This is a genomic window from Tessaracoccus flavus (genome assembly GCF_001997295.1).
In the GTDB taxonomy this organism is placed as follows: Bacteria; Actinomycetota; Actinomycetes; order Propionibacteriales; family Propionibacteriaceae; genus Arachnia; species Arachnia flava.
In genome coordinates this window covers 299,661-314,985 of sequence record NZ_CP019605.1, presented here as the reverse complement: position 1 = coordinate 314,985, position 15,325 = coordinate 299,661, and the positions used below count along the sequence as shown (strand labels likewise).

12 protein-coding genes and 1 pseudogene are annotated in these 15,325 nt (G+C 67.5%); 2 read left to right on the top strand and 11 right to left on the bottom strand.

The window, feature by feature from the left end:
• Positions 1 to 28 precede the first annotated feature (28 nt).
• From RPIT_RS01295 to RPIT_RS01260, 10 genes and pseudogenes are all read right to left on the bottom strand, one after another.
• A complete protein-coding gene (locus RPIT_RS01295) occupies positions 29 to 3,952 on the bottom strand; it encodes an alpha-L-arabinofuranosidase C-terminal domain-containing protein (protein ID WP_162274459.1) in 3,924 nt (1,307 codons plus the stop codon).
• Entirely contained in the window at positions 3,919 to 5,904 is a 1,986-nt protein-coding gene (locus RPIT_RS01290; protein WP_077339794.1) for an immunoglobulin-like domain-containing protein, read from the bottom strand. The genes RPIT_RS01295 and RPIT_RS01290 overlap by 34 nt, the downstream gene beginning before the upstream one ends.
• Before the next feature lie 218 nt (positions 5,905 to 6,122).
• Complete coding sequence (locus RPIT_RS15520) at positions 6,123 to 6,308, bottom strand: hypothetical protein (protein WP_226996426.1); 186 nt, start codon at positions 6,306 to 6,308, stop codon at positions 6,123 to 6,125.
• 59 nt (positions 6,309 to 6,367) lie between these two features.
• A pseudogene (locus tag RPIT_RS16070) lies at positions 6,368 to 6,541 on the bottom strand (ABC transporter permease subunit); the annotation flags it as partial.
• A gap of 32 nt (positions 6,542 to 6,573) precedes the next feature.
• Positions 6,574 to 7,125, bottom strand: coding sequence for an ABC transporter permease subunit (locus RPIT_RS15510; protein WP_226996305.1), 552 nt, complete (start codon positions 7,123 to 7,125; stop codon positions 6,574 to 6,576).
• On the bottom strand, positions 7,125 to 8,249 hold the full coding sequence (locus tag RPIT_RS01280) for an ABC transporter permease (RefSeq protein ID WP_226996304.1): 1,125 nt from the start codon (positions 8,247 to 8,249) through the stop codon (positions 7,125 to 7,127). Before RPIT_RS01280 ends, RPIT_RS15510 begins: the two co-directional genes overlap by 1 nt.
• A complete protein-coding gene (locus RPIT_RS01275) occupies positions 8,246 to 9,790 on the bottom strand; it encodes a sugar ABC transporter ATP-binding protein (RefSeq protein ID WP_077339792.1) in 1,545 nt (514 codons plus the stop codon). Before RPIT_RS01275 ends, RPIT_RS01280 begins: the two co-directional genes overlap by 4 nt.
• 76 nt (positions 9,791 to 9,866) lie before the next feature.
• The gene (locus tag RPIT_RS01270; protein ID WP_077339790.1) at positions 9,867 to 10,892 is read right to left on the bottom strand and encodes an ABC transporter substrate-binding protein; all 1,026 of its coding nucleotides are present in this window, start codon (positions 10,890 to 10,892) and stop codon (positions 9,867 to 9,869) included.
• Positions 10,893 to 11,127: 235 nt separating this feature from the next.
• Positions 11,128 to 12,405: a thymidine phosphorylase gene (locus RPIT_RS01265; protein ID WP_077339788.1), complete on the bottom strand. Its 1,278-nt coding sequence runs from the start codon at positions 12,403 to 12,405 to the stop codon at positions 11,128 to 11,130.
• Positions 12,406 to 12,458: 53 nt separating this feature from the next.
• A complete protein-coding gene (locus RPIT_RS01260) occupies positions 12,459 to 13,223 on the bottom strand; it encodes a phosphatase PAP2 family protein (RefSeq protein ID WP_162274458.1) in 765 nt (254 codons plus the stop codon).
• 101 nt (positions 13,224 to 13,324) lie between these two features.
• Here RPIT_RS01260 and RPIT_RS01255 point away from each other — a divergent pair, with 101 nt between their 5' ends.
• Both RPIT_RS01255 and RPIT_RS01250 read left to right on the top strand, forming a co-directional pair.
• Positions 13,325 to 13,744: a glutaredoxin domain-containing protein gene (locus tag RPIT_RS01255; protein WP_077339784.1), complete on the top strand. Its 420-nt coding sequence runs from the start codon at positions 13,325 to 13,327 to the stop codon at positions 13,742 to 13,744.
• Between the two features lie 18 nt (positions 13,745 to 13,762).
• Positions 13,763 to 14,971, top strand: a complete 1,209-nt coding sequence (locus RPIT_RS01250) for an MFS transporter (RefSeq protein WP_077339782.1) — start codon at positions 13,763 to 13,765, stop codon at positions 14,969 to 14,971.
• Between the two features lie 29 nt (positions 14,972 to 15,000).
• Here the strand turns inward: RPIT_RS01250 and RPIT_RS01245 are convergent, their stop codons facing one another.
• Positions 15,001 to 15,270, bottom strand: coding sequence for an HPr family phosphocarrier protein (locus RPIT_RS01245; RefSeq protein ID WP_077339780.1), 270 nt, complete (start codon positions 15,268 to 15,270; stop codon positions 15,001 to 15,003).
• Between the last annotated feature and the right edge of the window lie 55 nt (positions 15,271 to 15,325).

Below are 15,325 nucleotides of genomic sequence, written 5' to 3'. Positions count from 1 at the left end.
TGTCCGCGAAGTCCGCGGGTCTGATCCGTTACTTCCTGAACCGGACGATGTTGTTGAACACCCATTCCAGGCTGCTGGAGTACGACCAGGTGCCGTCCCCGTTGGCCGTGGCGCTCACCACGTTCGTCCGGATGAACGACCGACAGCCGTTCTGGCCCGTCTGCGGGGTGTCGCACTCGGTGCGCCAGGCCCGACCGTTGGAGGTCCACTCCCCCTCGATGGCCAGGGGGTTGGCCCGCCACTGGTAACGGGTCATCATCGGCAGGTAGGTCAGGTTGTTGAAGTGCCAGCCCGTCTTGCGGAGGTACTTCCCGTTCTCCTGGACTACCACGGTCGCCCAGATGGAGGTACGGCACCGGATGGTCTGTGAGTAAGGCTCGCAGGACGTCATCCACTCGCGTCCGTTGACGACGTGGTAGCCGGGCTTCTCGTACGGGATCTGCAGCGACGGCAGCGGCGGTACGGTCGGCGTCGGGGTCGGCGTCGGCGTCGGGGTCGGCGTCGGCGTGGGGGTCGGCGTCGGTGTCGGCGTCGGCGTGGGGGTCGGCGTCGGGGTGACCTCCTCACCCGTTGAGATGCGGATGAACGTGATGGAGTGAGCGGGGAAGTCGTAACCGAAGCTCCGCTCAGATCCCGCCTGTCCCTGCAGTGACGCCAGGACCTCGGCCCCGGACTTCTCGACCGGCACCGTCCCTTCAGGGTTGGCCTTGGTGTTCATCGCATCGCGCGGGCCGGACATCTCAGTGATTGCCACCTGCGTCACCGGGTCGACGTCCGAGAGGTTGATCTCGGTGCGCGCCACGTTGCCGTAGGGATTGACCACCTTGACGATCAGATCACCGGTGTCGGCGTCCCGCGTCACCACCTGGTACAGCGGCTCGGCGGTCGGCTGGGTGTAGGTCATCTGCAGCTCGTCGTCGAGGTAGAGCTTGATGGTGCGTCCCTGCACCTCCACCTTGACCTGGTAGGTCTGCCCCGTGGTCACGGCCATGTCGGGGGCGGCGAGCACCTCGGACGCACCTCCCCCACTGGCCCGCTGGAGCACGGACCGGGAGTTGTTCCAGCCTCCGATGTTCCACCAGTAGTAGTCGTTCGGGCCACCGGCCGCGAAGCCGATGAGGAATCCCTCAGCCCCGCTGTCCTTGACGGCGTCGAGTTCGAGCGTGTAGTTCGACCAGTCCTTCCCGTACGCGTCGGTGATGATCGCACGCGCGTCGGTCGTCGACGTCGAGGTCTGGCTGTACGCGCCGTCGGTGACGGCCCACGTGCCACGCTCGGCCTGCCACTGGGAGTCGTCCTCGAAGGAGTCCTCGAACAGCACAGAGCCGTCGGTGTTGCTGGTGACCGTGACGTTGTCGTAGGTGGCGGCCGTGTTCCACGTGGAGAGGAAGATGCCCCCGTCCACGTTGCCCTGGGCACTCGGCGGGTTGGTCAACGTGCTCGGCACCACGTGGGTGCCGACGTTGTTCATGAACAGCTTCTGCACGTAGTAGTTGACCGAGCCCCAGGACTCGTCGTTGTCGAACCACATCATGTCCGGCGACCACTGGACCGCCGACTCATTGGCGAACATCGGTGCGTAGCTGGCCAGCTTCACAATGTCCGAGTTGCGCTCGAGATGGGTCATGTAGGCGGCCTCGGCCAGCCCGTTGAAGAACGTGTTGCCACGCGAGGCGTACTCGCCGAGGAACACGGACGGGCCGCTGCGGTCGTAGGAGTCGTAGCGCTGAGTGTTCTCCAGGAACCACTGGGGGTCCATGTAGTAGTGCTCGTCGACCATGTCGACGTCCTGGGCCCGGTTGAAGTCCCAGAGCGTGTCGAACCGCGCGCCGGACGCCGCAGGGCCGGAGTTGGAGATGATCTGGATCTCCGGGTACTCGGCGGCGATCGCGTCGCGGAACTTCGGGAAGTTGGCCTCGAACGTCGTCGTGTTCTCCTCGTTGCCCAGGCCGATCCACTTGAGCTCGAACGGCTCCGGGTGGCCGAGTTCGGCGCGGACCGCGCCCCACTCGGTCGTCTCGTCACCGTTGGCGAACTCGATGAGGTCGAGGGTGTCCTGGACCCACCGGTCGATGAGCTCGGGGTCACGCATCTCCGGGATGGTGCTGCCACACCCGTTGGCGCCGACCGAGACCACGGGCAACGGTTCCGCCCCCAGATCCTCGGCCCACAGGAAGTACTCGAGATAGCCCAGACCGTAGGTCTGGTTGTAACCCCAGAAGTTCTTGTTCGTGGGACGCTCCTCGACGGCGCCGATCGTTTCCTTCCACTGGTAGGTGCGCTGACGGTCGACGAAGCCGGACTCCTCGTAGGTGCGGAAGGTGCCGACGTTCGTCACGCAGCCCCCCGGGAAACGGAGGAACTGCGGATCGAGGTCCTCGACCAACTCGGCGAGGTCCTTGCGAAGCACCGATGGCCCGTTGACTGGGCCGACCCAGGTGTCCTGCGGGAAGAGCGAGACCATGTCGACGTTCACGACGCCGGCCTTCCCCGTCGTCAGAGCCAGTCTGGCCGCGTCGGTGGTGGCGTTGGAGGTCAGAGCGACCTCGTACTGGTGCCACGCGTCATCGCCGGTGACCGCGATGGGCGCGGACGCGTACGTCGTCGTCCCAGCGGGGTCGGTGAGCGCAACCCTGAGGTCCTGGGCGACGGCCGTGCGGACCCAGACCGAGAAGTCGTAGCTCTCGCCCGATTCCAGCGCGATGCCGTTGTTCCAGCTGGTGTTTCGGACGCCGGCGCCGGCCGCCGCCGCGTCGATCTCGAGCCAGTACCGGTTGAGCTTGTGGAGCCACCCGGTGGTCCCGGTCTTCACCGTCGACGTTCCGGAGCCGAGGTCCTGCCAGGCGGTCTTGCCGTTGTAGTTGGCGTTGTCGACGTTGTTGAACTCGAACGAGCGGTTGCGGATGAGTTCGGCGTAGATGCCGCCGTCGGCACCGAAGTTGATGTCCTCGTAGAAGATGCCGTAGAGGGTGTCGCTCATCTCCATGCCGGGGTCTCCGGCGTCGATGTCGAGCGTGTGGTCGCTGAAGGTCATGGGCGAGATCTGGAGGCGGGCGGCGTCAGCCTCCGCCCCCAGGGTGAGCTCTCCCTGGGCGCCGATGGTCGCGTAGCGGGGGGTCGCCTCGCTCGTGCGGATCAGCACCTTGCCGCCGCCAGCGTCCACCAGATGGAGGGTCGCCGGGGTGGCGTCCTCGGCTCCGAGTGTCAGGCGGCCGTCGGTGATCACGACGGGGCGCTCAGAAATGCGGTCGAAGAGCTGGATCGGCCGGTCCTGCGGATGCGAGCCCGTGAGTGCCACGGCCTCCAGCGCGATGGTCTCGCCCGTCTGTGCCTCCATGGTCAACGCGGTACCCGCCTTGTGGAGCACCGTCTCGTCCCCGACCAGGGTGAACGTGCCCGTGGGCACGATCTCCTCGGGCGTGGAGCTCTCGAGCGCGAAGTAGTCGAACGTCACCTCGTGGGAAGGTGCCGCCCCGGCCGCGAAGGCGTAGAGCCCCACCTGCGTCGTCGGGAAGGTGACGTCCATCGTGGACGCAGTCACCCATTGGGTGCCGTCCCAGTAGCTGGCAGTCACGGTGTTTCCGGCGCGCTGCAGCCGCAGCCACTCGCCGGTGGAGTCGGGCCGGGAGACGGTGGTGGACGCGTACGAGGCGTTCGTCTCCACGGCGCTCTCGATGACCCGCGGTCCACCCGCTGCGAAGTCGACGTAGGTCTGGCCGGTGCGCACGTAGTTGTCGTGGTCCTGCCAGGCGATGATGCCCGCGGCGTGGTGGTTGGCGGTGATCGTGGCGTTCAGCCGGGTGTAGGCGGTGAAGTCACCGGCAGGCACGTCGACCATGAAGATGTTCTCGTAGTCGTTGACCGTCTGCCAGGTGTCTCCGCCCAGCGTGTGGACGGTGAGCGATCCCGGGTTCTCGGTCAGCTGGTACTGGGCGGGGGTGTCGCGGACCACGGTCCAGCGATCCCGAGCTCGGCGCCCTCGAACGAGTCGAGCCAGGCGCTCTCGGGGATCGTGGGGCCCCCGTCGGAGACGACTGTGACGGTCACGGAGTCGGTGCCGTTGCCGTCGGCGGTGGTGCCGGTGATGGTGGCGGACCCGGGACCAGCGGCGCGGACGAGGCCGGTCGCGTCGACCGCCGCGACGTCGGGATCGGAGCTGGTCCAGACGACGGCACGACCGGTGGCGTTCAGCGGGGTGACCGACGCGCGCAACTGCTGCGTGCGCCCGACGACGAGCTCGACGGAGGCGGGCTCGACCGACAGGTTCTCGACCGGAACCGCATCCTCCTGGACGGTGACGTCGGCCCTGGCGGTCACCGGCCCGCCGGCGGCGAGGACGCCGGAGACCTGGAAGGTACCGAGCGTGTCCAGCTGAGCTGGATCGACGTCGTCCCACGTGACCGCGACCTGCTGCGTGCTGCCGTCGCCCATGACGGCCGCAACTGCGTCGGGCAGTTGCAGCGCGTCGCCCTTCTGCACCGTGAGCGCCACTGGGGCGGACGAGGCGAGCCAGCGGTCGGGCTGGTAGGCCTCGTACAGAGCCTCGAGTTCGGTCTCGGTGATGCCGATGATGCTGCCGTGGCGCGCCGGCGGGAGGTCCGCGTCGAGGACTGCCGTCCACTCGGCGGCGGGCAGATTGTCGGTCTCGAAGAGCATGTAGCCCTGGCCGCCGTGGTAGGACGGCTGGTCGACGAGGAGGTACCAGTGGTCGGGGTCGTCATTGGAGGGGAACAGTGAGGGCCCCTCGCCCTGCGTGAAGGTGCCTCCCCAGGGGTTCGGCTGTCCCTGTCCCAGGCGCTCCTGGGTCGTGGTCCACGAGGTCGAGCGGAGCTCGTCGGACTCGTCCTGGCGCACGCTCATGTAGCCCTCATCCTTGATGATGCGGTAGTACGTGCCGTCGTACTCGCCGACGCTGGCGTCGATCATGCCGAGCCCTGCGCCCTTGCGCTCGTCCACCCAGACCTGCGGCTCGGTGAAGTGTACGAAGTCGCGGGTGGTGGCGTAGAACATCCGCTGGTAGGTGTCGCGGATGTTGCGTCCGTCCACCTCTGTGGTGGGGTAGATGGCCGAGGCCCAGTAGACGACGTACTCGCCGGCGGCCTCGTCGTAGTAGGCCTCGGGGGCCCAGGAGTTACCCGCGAAGTCGCTGGAGACCTTGACGAGCCGGGGTTCGGACCAGTCGACGAGGTTGTCCGATTCCCAGATGACGAGGTGCTTCGACCCCCGCTGCTGCGCCTGGGCGAAGTTGAACTGGTCGTAGTTGTCGTGCATGTTGAGGTCGGTCCCGATCATCCAGAACCGGTCCCCCTCGGCGCTACGGATGATGAACGGGTCGCGCACTCCCTCCTCGCCGACGGTCGATTCGAGGACGGATTCGCCGTCGTTCAGCACTTCCCAGGACTTGACGCTGTCGCCGTGGCTGGCAGCGAAGTAGATCTCCTCGAAGGTGGTGTCGGTCTCTCCCCTGAAGTACGGGAAGAAGTACGCGGTCTTCTCCTCCGCCACCGGCAGTGGCGTCACGGTCACGACGAGGTCCTCAGCCGCCGTCGCGCCGTCGGTGGTGGCGGTGACGGTCAACGTGACCGTTGCGGCGGGAGCCCCGGCCGGAGGTCGGGTGACGACGCCGTCGGTCGAGATGACGTCCGGAGCATCGCTACTCCACGACAGCGTCGAGCCCTGGTCACCGAGGGTCGGGAGGTGGACGTTACCCCGGATGTCGTCTGCGTTCGTGATCGAGACCGCCGCGACGTCTGCGGCCGCGATCTCCGCTGCGGTGGCGGCCGCAGAGAACTGGGTGGGCGTCACGCCGAAGAGGAGTCCGGCGATGACGAGGACTGTGAGGACGAGCCGTTTGGCGTGCGCCGCTCGATCTAACTGGGGTTGCAGGGCTGTTCTGGATGACACGTGATTGCACCTTCGCCTGTGAAGTTGACTGGGACGGGCGGACGCTTGCCGACGGTGGCAGCGGCCAGGAGTAGCTCGCACACGGAACGTTCATGTGAGCGTTCACATTTCTGATAGTGATCCTAACCCGACAAAACCTTGAGCTACAAGGGGTTGTGCAGGATTACCCCCAAAGGGAGATTGGGGAAGGTGGCCCCGGCTTCACCGCCGGGGCCGCGTCATCGCTCTTGTCGGCGGGAAAGCAGCCGCTGAAGGATGACGAAGATAAGGAGGAGTGCGCCGATGACGATCTTGGTCCACCACGACGAGAGCGTGCCTTCGTAGGTGATGATCGTCTGGATGAGGCCGAGCACCAGGACGCCGATGAAGGAGCCGAGCACGTAGCCGGAGCCCCCGAGAAGCAACGTCCCCCGATGACGACGGCGGCGATGGCGTCGAGTTCCATACCGACGCCGGTGAGCGCGTAGCCCGACCTCGAGAACATGGCGAACAGGACACCGCCCAGACCCGCGCACGTGCCACTGATGACGTAGCCCAGCACCTTGGTCCGGGCCACGGGGAGGCCCATCATGAGGGCCGACTGCTCGCCGCCACCGATCGCGTAGACGGTCCGCCCGAGGCGCGTGTAGTGGAGCACGTAGAAGGCCCCCGCCAGAAGCACCAGCGCGATCAGGACCGCGCCCGTGAGGCGGAATCCCCCGACCCGATCGGCACGTTGATGCCGGCCAGAGCCACGAAGCTCGGGTCGTTGATCGGGATGGATTCGGGAGCGATGACGAAGCAGAGCCCGCGCGCGAGGAACATTCCCGCCAGCGTGGCGATGAACGGTTGGATCTTGAAGTAGTGGATGAACAGGCCGTGCAGCAGCCCGATCGCCGTACCCGTGAGGATCGCCAGCGGGAGGACGATCCAGATGGGGAACCCGTCTCGGAGGAGGGACGCCGTGACGATGGCCCCCAGCGCCAGCACGGCCCCGACGGAGAGGTCGATCCCGCCCATGAGGATGACGAAGGTCATGCCCACCGCGAGCGCGATCAGGAACGAGTTGTTGATCAGCAGATTCGCCATCGTGCGCACGGTGAGGAAGTTGTCGTAACGCATCCCCCCGATGATGAGCATGAGGGCCAACACGACGAAGGTTCCGACGACGGGCAGCTGTGCTGCGGTGACGGGGAACCGGCGATGCGTGCGGGTGGCAGCGGGCGTGGTCGTCGTCGACATCACTCGGCCGCCTTTCCCTGCGCGGCGCGTCGACGCCCCATGGATTCGAGTTTCTCGCGGGCGACCGGCGACTGCAGCAGCGTCACGAGGATGACCACCACCGCCTTGAACAGCGGCGTGATGAGGGGCGAGATCCCGAGCATCGTGACGGTGAGCGTCAGCGTCGTGATGATGAACACCCCGACGGCGGTGCCGCTGAGCGAGAACTTGCCGCCGGCCAGCGAGGTGCCGCCGATGACGACGGCGAGGATCGCGTCGAGCTCGATGAAGAGGCCCGCGTTGTTCGCGTCGGCCGCCATGACGTTGGCCGACAGCAGCAGCCCCGCGATGCCGGCGAAGAGGCCGGCGACGATGTAGACGGTCCAGGTGATCACCCGGGCCCGGACGCCGGCGAGCCGGGCGGCTGCGGGGTTGATGCCGACGGCCTCGATCAGCATGCCGAGCGCGCCCTTGCGGCAGAGCAGCATGACGATGGTGAACATGGCCGCCGCGATCCAGAAGGGCACCGGCAGGCCGAGTACCCAGCCGGAGCCGAGCCACTTGTAGGGTCCGCTGTTGACGGTTGTGATGAAGCCGCCCGTGATGAGCATCGCGATTCCCCGGCCGGCCATCATGAGGATCAGCGTGGCGATGATCGGCTGGATACCGAGGACCGCCACCATGAAGCCATTCCAGGCCCCCAACGCCAGGCAGACGCCTAGCGCGACGGCGACTGCCACCAGCACAGTGAACGGGGAGTCCGGGTTGGCCGAGCTCTGGATGTAGCTGAGCGACAGAGCCCCCGAGATCGCCACGACCGCGCCGACCGACAGGTCGATGCCTCTGGTCGCGATGACTAGGGTCATCCCCAGCGCCACCAGCAGGAGGGGCGAGGAGTTGCGCAGGATGTCGATCGGTGAGCCGAACAGATGGCCGTCGCGGATCGTCACCGCGAGGAACGACGGGCGGTAGATCGTGTTGGCGACCAGCAGCGCCACCAGCGCCATGATCGGCCAGAACAGGTTGTGGGAGAGCAGCCGGGAGCCGACGCTCCGGTCCGTGGACGTGTAGGACGACTTCTGCGGCGGCTCACCCGCGCCGGAGGGCTCCGTGGTGGGAGCCGGGGTGGTGCTGACCTGGCTCACCTCTCCCCTCCCGCGATGTGGTTGACGACGTCGTTCAACTGAAGTTCTCCATCATTGTCGAGTTCGGTGATCTTGCGCCGGTCGCGCATGACGGCGATCCGGTTGCTCAGCCGCAGCACCTCTTCCAGCTCCGCGGAGATGAACACGACCGACATGCCGCGCTCAGCGAGGTCCGCGACGAGCTTCTGGATCTCTGCCTTGGCCCCGACGTCGATGCCGCGGGTGGGCTCGTCGAGAAGGAGCAGCTGGGGCTGGGTGGCCAGCCAGCGGGCGAGCAACACCTTCTGCTGGTTGCCGCCGGAGAGGTTGCGGATGAGTGCGTTCGGGTTGGGGGGTCGGATGCCGAGCGCCTTGATGTAGCGGTCGACGATCTCGTTGGCCTGCTTGTCGGGGAGCTTGCGTAGCCAGCCGCGTTCGGCCTGGATGGCCAGGATGATGTTCTCCTTGACCGTCAGATCTCCGACGATCCCCTCGGCCTTGCGGTCCTCGGACGAGTAGGCGATGTGCGAATCGAGGGCCGCGCGGGGCCCGCCGAAGCGGGACGGCCGCCCCTGCACGCGCAGCTCGCCCGCCGTCGCCGCATCCGCGCCGCAGAGGAGGCGGGCCAGCTCCGTGCGCCCGGATCCGAGCAGACCGGCCACCCCGACGACCTCGCCCTCGTACAGCTCGAGGTCGAACGGCTCGATCGTGCCCTTGCGGCTGAGCCCGATCGCGCTGACGAGGGGTTCCTTCCCCGATTCGGGAAGATTGCGGCCGCTGCCGACGCGCAGATCCCCGAGCGCTTCGAGCGAATGCCCGATCATCTTGGACACCAGTTGATGCTGGCTGAGCTCGCTCGTCAGGTATTCGCCGATGAGTTGGCCGTTGCGCAGAACGGTCAGGCGGTCCGAAATGTCGTAGATCTGGTCGAGGAAGTGGGAGACGAAGAGGATCGCCACCCCCTGGTCACGCAGCGTCCGCATGACCCCGAAGAGCTGCTGGACCTCATCGATGTCGAGTGACGACGTCGGCTCGTCCAGGACGAGGACCTTGCAGTCGATCGCCGTGGCGCGGCAGATGGCCACCAGCTGCTGGATGGCGAGCGAGTGGCTCCCCAGACGTGACGACGGGTCGATGTCGAGCCCCATCCGCTTGAGGTGCCCCTCGGCGGCCCTCCGCGTCGAGCGCCAGTTGATGGCGGGTCCGAGACGGGACTCCTGCCCCAGCATCACGTTCTCCGCGACGGTCAGGTTCTCGCACAGGTTGACCTCCTGGTAGACAGTGCTGACGCCTGCCTGGCGGGCCTGCTCCGGGCTGCTGAACTGCACCTGACGTCCATCGACGACGATCGTCCCTCTGTCGATGCCGTAGATACCGGTCAGCGCCTTGATCAGGGTGGACTTTCCGGCGCCGTTCTCCCCCATGAGGGCATGGACCTCGCCCGGCAGGAGTCGGAAGTCGACGTCCTGCAGTGCCTTCACCCCGGGGAACTCGATCGAGATGCCGGTCATCTCGACGATGGGGGTGCTGGCAGGGGGATGGGCGAGGGCCGATGCCGTCATGTGGTGCTCCTGACTACGCGTTGGTCGCTAGCGGGGTGAGTGGCGCCCGGTGGTGAGATCGGACAGGACGAGTGGATCAGTACTGACGGGTGGGCAGGGCTTCCTTGGCTGCTTCCTGGTCGAACGCGAGGTCCTTGACGACGATACGCTTCTCGACCTCTTCGCCGGCCACAACCTTCTTGGCGAGTTCGGCGAGATCGGGGCCCAGCAGCGGGTTGCACTCGACGATGTAGTTGATCTTGCCGTCGGCCAGCGCCTGCATCCCGTCCTTGACGGCGTCGATGGTGACGATCTTGATGTCCTCACCCGGCACGAGGCCGGCGGCCTCGATGGCCTCGATGGCGCCGAGGCCCATGTCGTCGTTGTGGGCGTAGACGAGATCGATCTTGTCGTGTGCCTGCAGGAAGCCTTCCATGACCGTCTTGCCCTCGGTGCGGGTGAAGTTGCCGGTCTGGGAGGCGATGATCTCGAGGTCGGTGCCCTCGATGGCCTCGGCGAAGCCGGTCTGGCGATCGATGGCCGGGGCGGAGCCGGTGGTGCCCTGCAGCTCGACGATCTTGTAGCCCTGGCCGTCGTACTGCTCCTTCACCCAGTCGCCCGCCATCTTGCCCTCGAGGACGAAGTCGGAGCCGATGAAGGATTCGTAGAGGGTGTCGTCTTCGCTGTCGATGGCGCGGTCGGTCAGGATGACGGGGATGCCCGCATCCTTGGCCTCCTGGAGGACGGCGTCCCAGCCGGTCTCCACCACGGGCGAGAAGGCAATAACGTCGACGCCCTGGGCGATGTAGCCGCGAAGCGCCGTGATCTGGTTTTCCTGCTTCTGCTGAGCGTCGGAGAACTTCAGGTCGAAGCCATTCTCCTTCGTCAGGGTGTCCTGGATGGACTTGGTGTTGGCTGCACGCCAGCCGGACTCGGCGCCCACCTGGGAGAAGCCGAGAACGATGAGCTCGCCGCTGGCGGCGCCACCGGTGGTCTCCTGGCCGGCGGCAGTGGTGGTCGAGGTTGCGCTGGGCGTCGTCGACTCGCCGCCACAGGCGGCCAGAGGGATGAGTGCGCTCGCAGCGAGCGCCCCGAGGATCGTGCGACGGTTGAGGTTCTGCATCTTGTGCTCCTTTGCTGCAGGCGGTGACCCGTGCAACGAGTCTCCCCGGACCTCAGCACCTGCGCCTCGGTCTCCTAACCGGAGAGCCCCCTGGATCACCTAATGTGAACGTTCACATCGTTAAAAAGATTGTATGCCTGCCCGAAGCGCGTCGTCAACTGGCGTGCGCCCGGTCGTTACCATTTCGTTAGCAACCGGCCGCTGGTGTGAGCAGTTCCGGGGCTGCGGCCGGCGATCAGCCGACGCGGCCCAGGATGACCGGAGCCACCTGGGGTGCCTGGTCGGAGTAGTCGACGACTCCCTCCAGCGACTCCATCGCCCGGTCGAAGCGCTCCGGCGTGGCCGTGTGCAGCGTGAAGAGCGGCTGCCCTGCCACGACCCGATCACCCGGCTTCGCGTGCATCTCGACGCCCGCGACCGCCTGGACGGCATCTTCCTTCCGAGCCCGTCCGGCACCGAGCCGCCACGCGGCGACACCCACGCCGAAGGCGTCCATGCGGCTGATGAAACCGTCGCGCTCGGCGTTGACGACATGCTGGTGCTCGGCGACAGGGAGAGCCGCGTCCGGGTCGCCGTCCTGGGCTGCGATCATGCGACGCCACACGTCCATCGCGCGACCGTCCTGGAGGGCGGGCGCTGGGTCGACATCCGGCTTACCGGCCGCCGTAAGCATCTCCCGGGCCAGAGCGACGGTCAGCTCCACGACGTCGGCCGGTCCCCCGCCGGCGAGCACTTCGACGGACTCGCGGACCTCCAGCGCATTTCCGGCGGTCAGGCCGAGCGGCGTGTCCATGTTCGTCAGCAGAGCGACGGTGTTGACCCCGGCGTCCTTCCCGAGCTCGACCATGGTCTCGGCCAGCCGACTGGCGTTGTCGAGATCTTTCATGAACGCGCCGGAGCCGACCTTGACGTCGAGGACCAGCGCGCCGGTGCCCTCCGCGATCTTCTTGCTCATGATCGAGCTCGCGATCAGCGGGATCGCCTCCACGGTGCCGGTGGTGTCGCGCAGGGCGTACAGCTTCTTGTCGGCCGGGGCCAGCCCCGAACCGGCCGCGCAGATGACGGCACCGATGGTGTTGAGTTGCTCGAACATCTCCTCGTTGGTGAGGTCGGCGCGCCAGCCGGGGATGGCTTCAAGCTTGTCGAGCGTGCCCCCCGTGTGCCCCAGCCCGCGGCCCGAGAGCTGTGGCACGGCGACGTCGAACACCGCCACCAGCGGCGCCAGGGGCAGGGTGATCTTGTCGCCGACGCCCCCGGTCGAGTGCTTGTCGGCCGTGGGCCAGCGGAGCTGCGAGAAGTCCATCCGCTCGCCGGACGCGATCATCGCCGCCGTCCAGCGGGCGATCTCGTCGCGTTCCATCCCACGGATGAGGATGGCCATCGCGAGGGCCGACATCTGGTAGTCGGCCACGACGCCGCCCGTGTAGGCGTCGATCACCCAGTCGATCTGTTCGCCCGAGAGCTTGCCCCCGTCGCGCTTGATACGGATGAGGTCGACAACGTCCATGTTCATCCCCCCAAGCGTAATGGGACGGCGTGATATTTGCCGCCCCTGGCGGACCCGGCTCAGTCCGCGGCAGGCTCACCGATCTGGGGACGGGCCCGCTCCTCCTCGATCGGGGCATGTTCCTCGCGGCGGCGGACGGTCCGCCACACCCGATGCACCGCAACGATCGCCGAGACCCAGGCCAGGCCAAGGGCCCAGCCGCCCAGCACGTCGGTGAACCAGTGATGCCCGAGGTAGACCCGCGTGAGCCCCATGGTGATGGCGTAGACCAGGGCCACCGCCACGATGAGCGCCACCACCCACCTGCTGCGGTCCCAGAAATGGCGGATCAGCAGGTAGGCGAGGATGCCGACGATCACGGTGGCGTTGAGCGTATGGCCGCTGGGGAAGCTGAAGGACGACTCGTGCGGCGGGACGGCGAGTTCCAGCGGCGGGCGGGCACGCCCGTAGACGTTCTTGCCGACGACCGTCATGAGCACCGAACCGCCGGTGGCGATCGCCGTCAGCACCACCGGGGTGATGTCCTTCCACCGCCAGGCGAGCGTCGCCACGACGGCGACGGTGACGATCGGCTGCCAGATCGGGCCACCGGTGTTCGAGTACCAGGAGATCAGCCCGGTCGGCCAGGTGTCCCGGCTCGCCACCGCCCAATCGAGAATTCCGCGATCCCACGCCGCCACGCCTTCGCTGTCGGCCACGGATTCGGCCACCTCGCCGAACAGTTGCACGAAGAGCAGCGCGGCTCCCAGCGCGATCGCCAACGCGATCCCCAGCACCAGCCAGGCGCTGCGCTTGGTCTTCGGGGTCATCTGTTCGAGGTCCATGGTCGCCCATCCAACCATGTGCCCCTCGTCAAAGGCGACGACGAGCGTCGGGCGTCGGCTGCGGATTCGAAGTTCGGGGGCGAAGGTGTGACGATGAACCCATGCAGCGCTACCTCTGGCTCGTCGTCCTCGTCGCGGGCGGGCTCCTCGCCTGGTCGTTACGCCAGGAGCCTCTCTCCGCGCTGCTCGCAGTCCTGTTGACCGCCGCGGCGGCCTGGTGGCTCAGCCCGCTGGCCCACGGCACCTCGAGAAAGCACCGAGACGTGATCGATCTCCCCGACGGCGAGCGCCGTGTCATCGTGTACTGGCGACCCGGCTGCATCTTCTGCGAGCGCCTACGCGGCGGCCTCGGCGAGGACGCCAAGCGCGTGCACTGGGTCAACATCTGGCAGGATGCCGAAGCCGCCGAGTTCGTCCGCAGCGTCAACGACGGCAACGAGGTGGTGCCGACCGTCGTCATCGACGGCGTCGCGCACACCAACCCCGATCCCCGCGCCGTCCGCGACGCACTGTCCTCCTGACCCCTGACAAGGACCTTCATGGCACCCTCCCGTGAGTACGCGCGCGCCCGCGTGGCCGTCACCCTCATGTTCCTCCTCAACGGCGTCGGGTGGTCGTCGCTCATCCCGCGCTACCCCGAGCTGAAGAACGGGTTGGGGCTGGACGATCTGTCGTGGGGACTCGTCGTCGGCGTCGGACCCCTTGGTGGCTTGCTGGCCGGTCTCTTCACCGCGCGGTTGATGCGGCGCTTCAACTCCTCGTGGGTGTGGCTGGCCTCGACGCTGGTGGGGCTGTCCATGCTCAACGTCTCCGGCAACGCCGTGCACTGGGCGATGTTCGCCGTCGGCCTCATCACGATGGCCGCGATGGACGCGCTCGCGGACATCGCGATGAACGCACACGGGCTTCGGGTGCAGCGGGGCTACGGCCGCTCCATCCTCAACGGCCTCCACGGCTGGTGGTCGGTGGGGGCGGTCATCGGCGGCTTCCTCGGCTCGACGGCGGCGCAGCTTGGAGTGCCCATCTGGGCGCAGGCGCTCGTGGGGTTCGTCGCCTTCGCGGCCGCTGCGTTCTACGCGCGGAGCCTGGCGCTGCCCGGCCCGGATGCCGAGCCGGTGACCGATCCGACCGCCCCCACCCACGGCCGTGGCATCCCCCGCCGTTGGCTGCCCCGCCTCCTGGCGCTCGGGCTCCTCGGCGCCTCAGCCGGTCTCATCGAGGACTCCGGCGCATCGTGGGGAGGCGTGTACCTGGAGAGCCAGTTCACGGTCGCTCCGTTCGTCATCGGCATGGCGTTCGTGGCGCTGCAGGGATCGCAGATGATCGGCCGCTTCACCGGCGACGCGCTCACCAACCGCATCGGCCCGCGCGCCGCCGTCACCCAGGGCATGCTCATCGCCGCCGTCGGCATGGGTCTCGCAGTCGCCTTCCCCACCCCCGTCACGACGCTCATTGGCTTCGCCTGCGCCGGGTGGGGAATCGCCACGGCCATCCCGGGCGCGATGCATGCGGCCGACGAGCTTCCCGGGATGCTGCACGGCAACGGTCTGACGTTCGTGACGTGGCTGATGCGGGTTGGGTTCTTCGTGGGCCCTCCGCTCATCGGACTGGTCGCCCAGTACGTCAACCTCCGCTGGGCGCTTCTCGTCATCCCCGTTACCGCGGCGCTGGGGCTTCTGCTCAGCCCCGCGCTGACGCCGCCGCGCCATGCGGCATCCCCGGCGGCCGACGGCGGCCGGCCACGCTGACGCGGCGTCTCGCCCGGCCCGGGCAATCGTCAGGATGCGTCGTGGTCGATCTCCAGGAAGGCGACCAGCCTGTCGAGGGCCTCCTCGGCACCGTCGCCCTCCGCGGTGAGCGTCACCACGTCGCCGCAGCGCGCGCCGAGCGTCATCACGCCGAGCATGCTCTTGGCGTCGACGGCACGCTTCCCCTCCTTGTGGATCTTGACTGGCACATCGAGGCGGGCCACCTCCTGGACGAACAGGCTGGCCGGGCGGGCGTGGAGGCCGACGGCGGATGCGACTGTGGCTTCTCGGCTGGGCATAGCTGGGATCCCTCTCTGCGCGGTGTACCGGCGGGGCGCGTCCCCGACGGCTCGT

What these genes read in the sequence shown, in the direction of transcription:
- RPIT_RS15510 (WP_226996305.1), bottom strand. Translation starts at nt 7,125, where the DNA reads ATGTCGACGACGACCACGCCCGCTGCCACCCGCACGCATCGCCGGTTC.
- RPIT_RS01275 (WP_077339792.1), bottom strand. Translation starts at nt 9,790, where the DNA reads ATGACGGCATCGGCCCTCGCCCATCCCCCTGCCAGCACCCCCATCGTC.
- RPIT_RS01270 (WP_077339790.1), bottom strand. Translation starts at nt 10,892, where the DNA reads ATGCAGAACCTCAACCGTCGCACGATCCTCGGGGCGCTCGCTGCGAGC.
- RPIT_RS01265 (WP_077339788.1), bottom strand. Translation starts at nt 12,405, where the DNA reads ATGAACATGGACGTTGTCGACCTCATCCGTATCAAGCGCGACGGGGGC.
- RPIT_RS01260 (WP_162274458.1), bottom strand. Translation starts at nt 13,223, where the DNA reads ATGGACCTCGAACAGATGACCCCGAAGACCAAGCGCAGCGCCTGGCTG.
- RPIT_RS01255 (WP_077339784.1), top strand. Translation starts at nt 13,325, where the DNA reads ATGCAGCGCTACCTCTGGCTCGTCGTCCTCGTCGCGGGCGGGCTCCTC.
- RPIT_RS01250 (WP_077339782.1), top strand. Translation starts at nt 13,763, where the DNA reads ATGGCACCCTCCCGTGAGTACGCGCGCGCCCGCGTGGCCGTCACCCTC.
- RPIT_RS01245 (WP_077339780.1), bottom strand. Translation starts at nt 15,270, where the DNA reads ATGCCCAGCCGAGAAGCCACAGTCGCATCCGCCGTCGGCCTCCACGCC.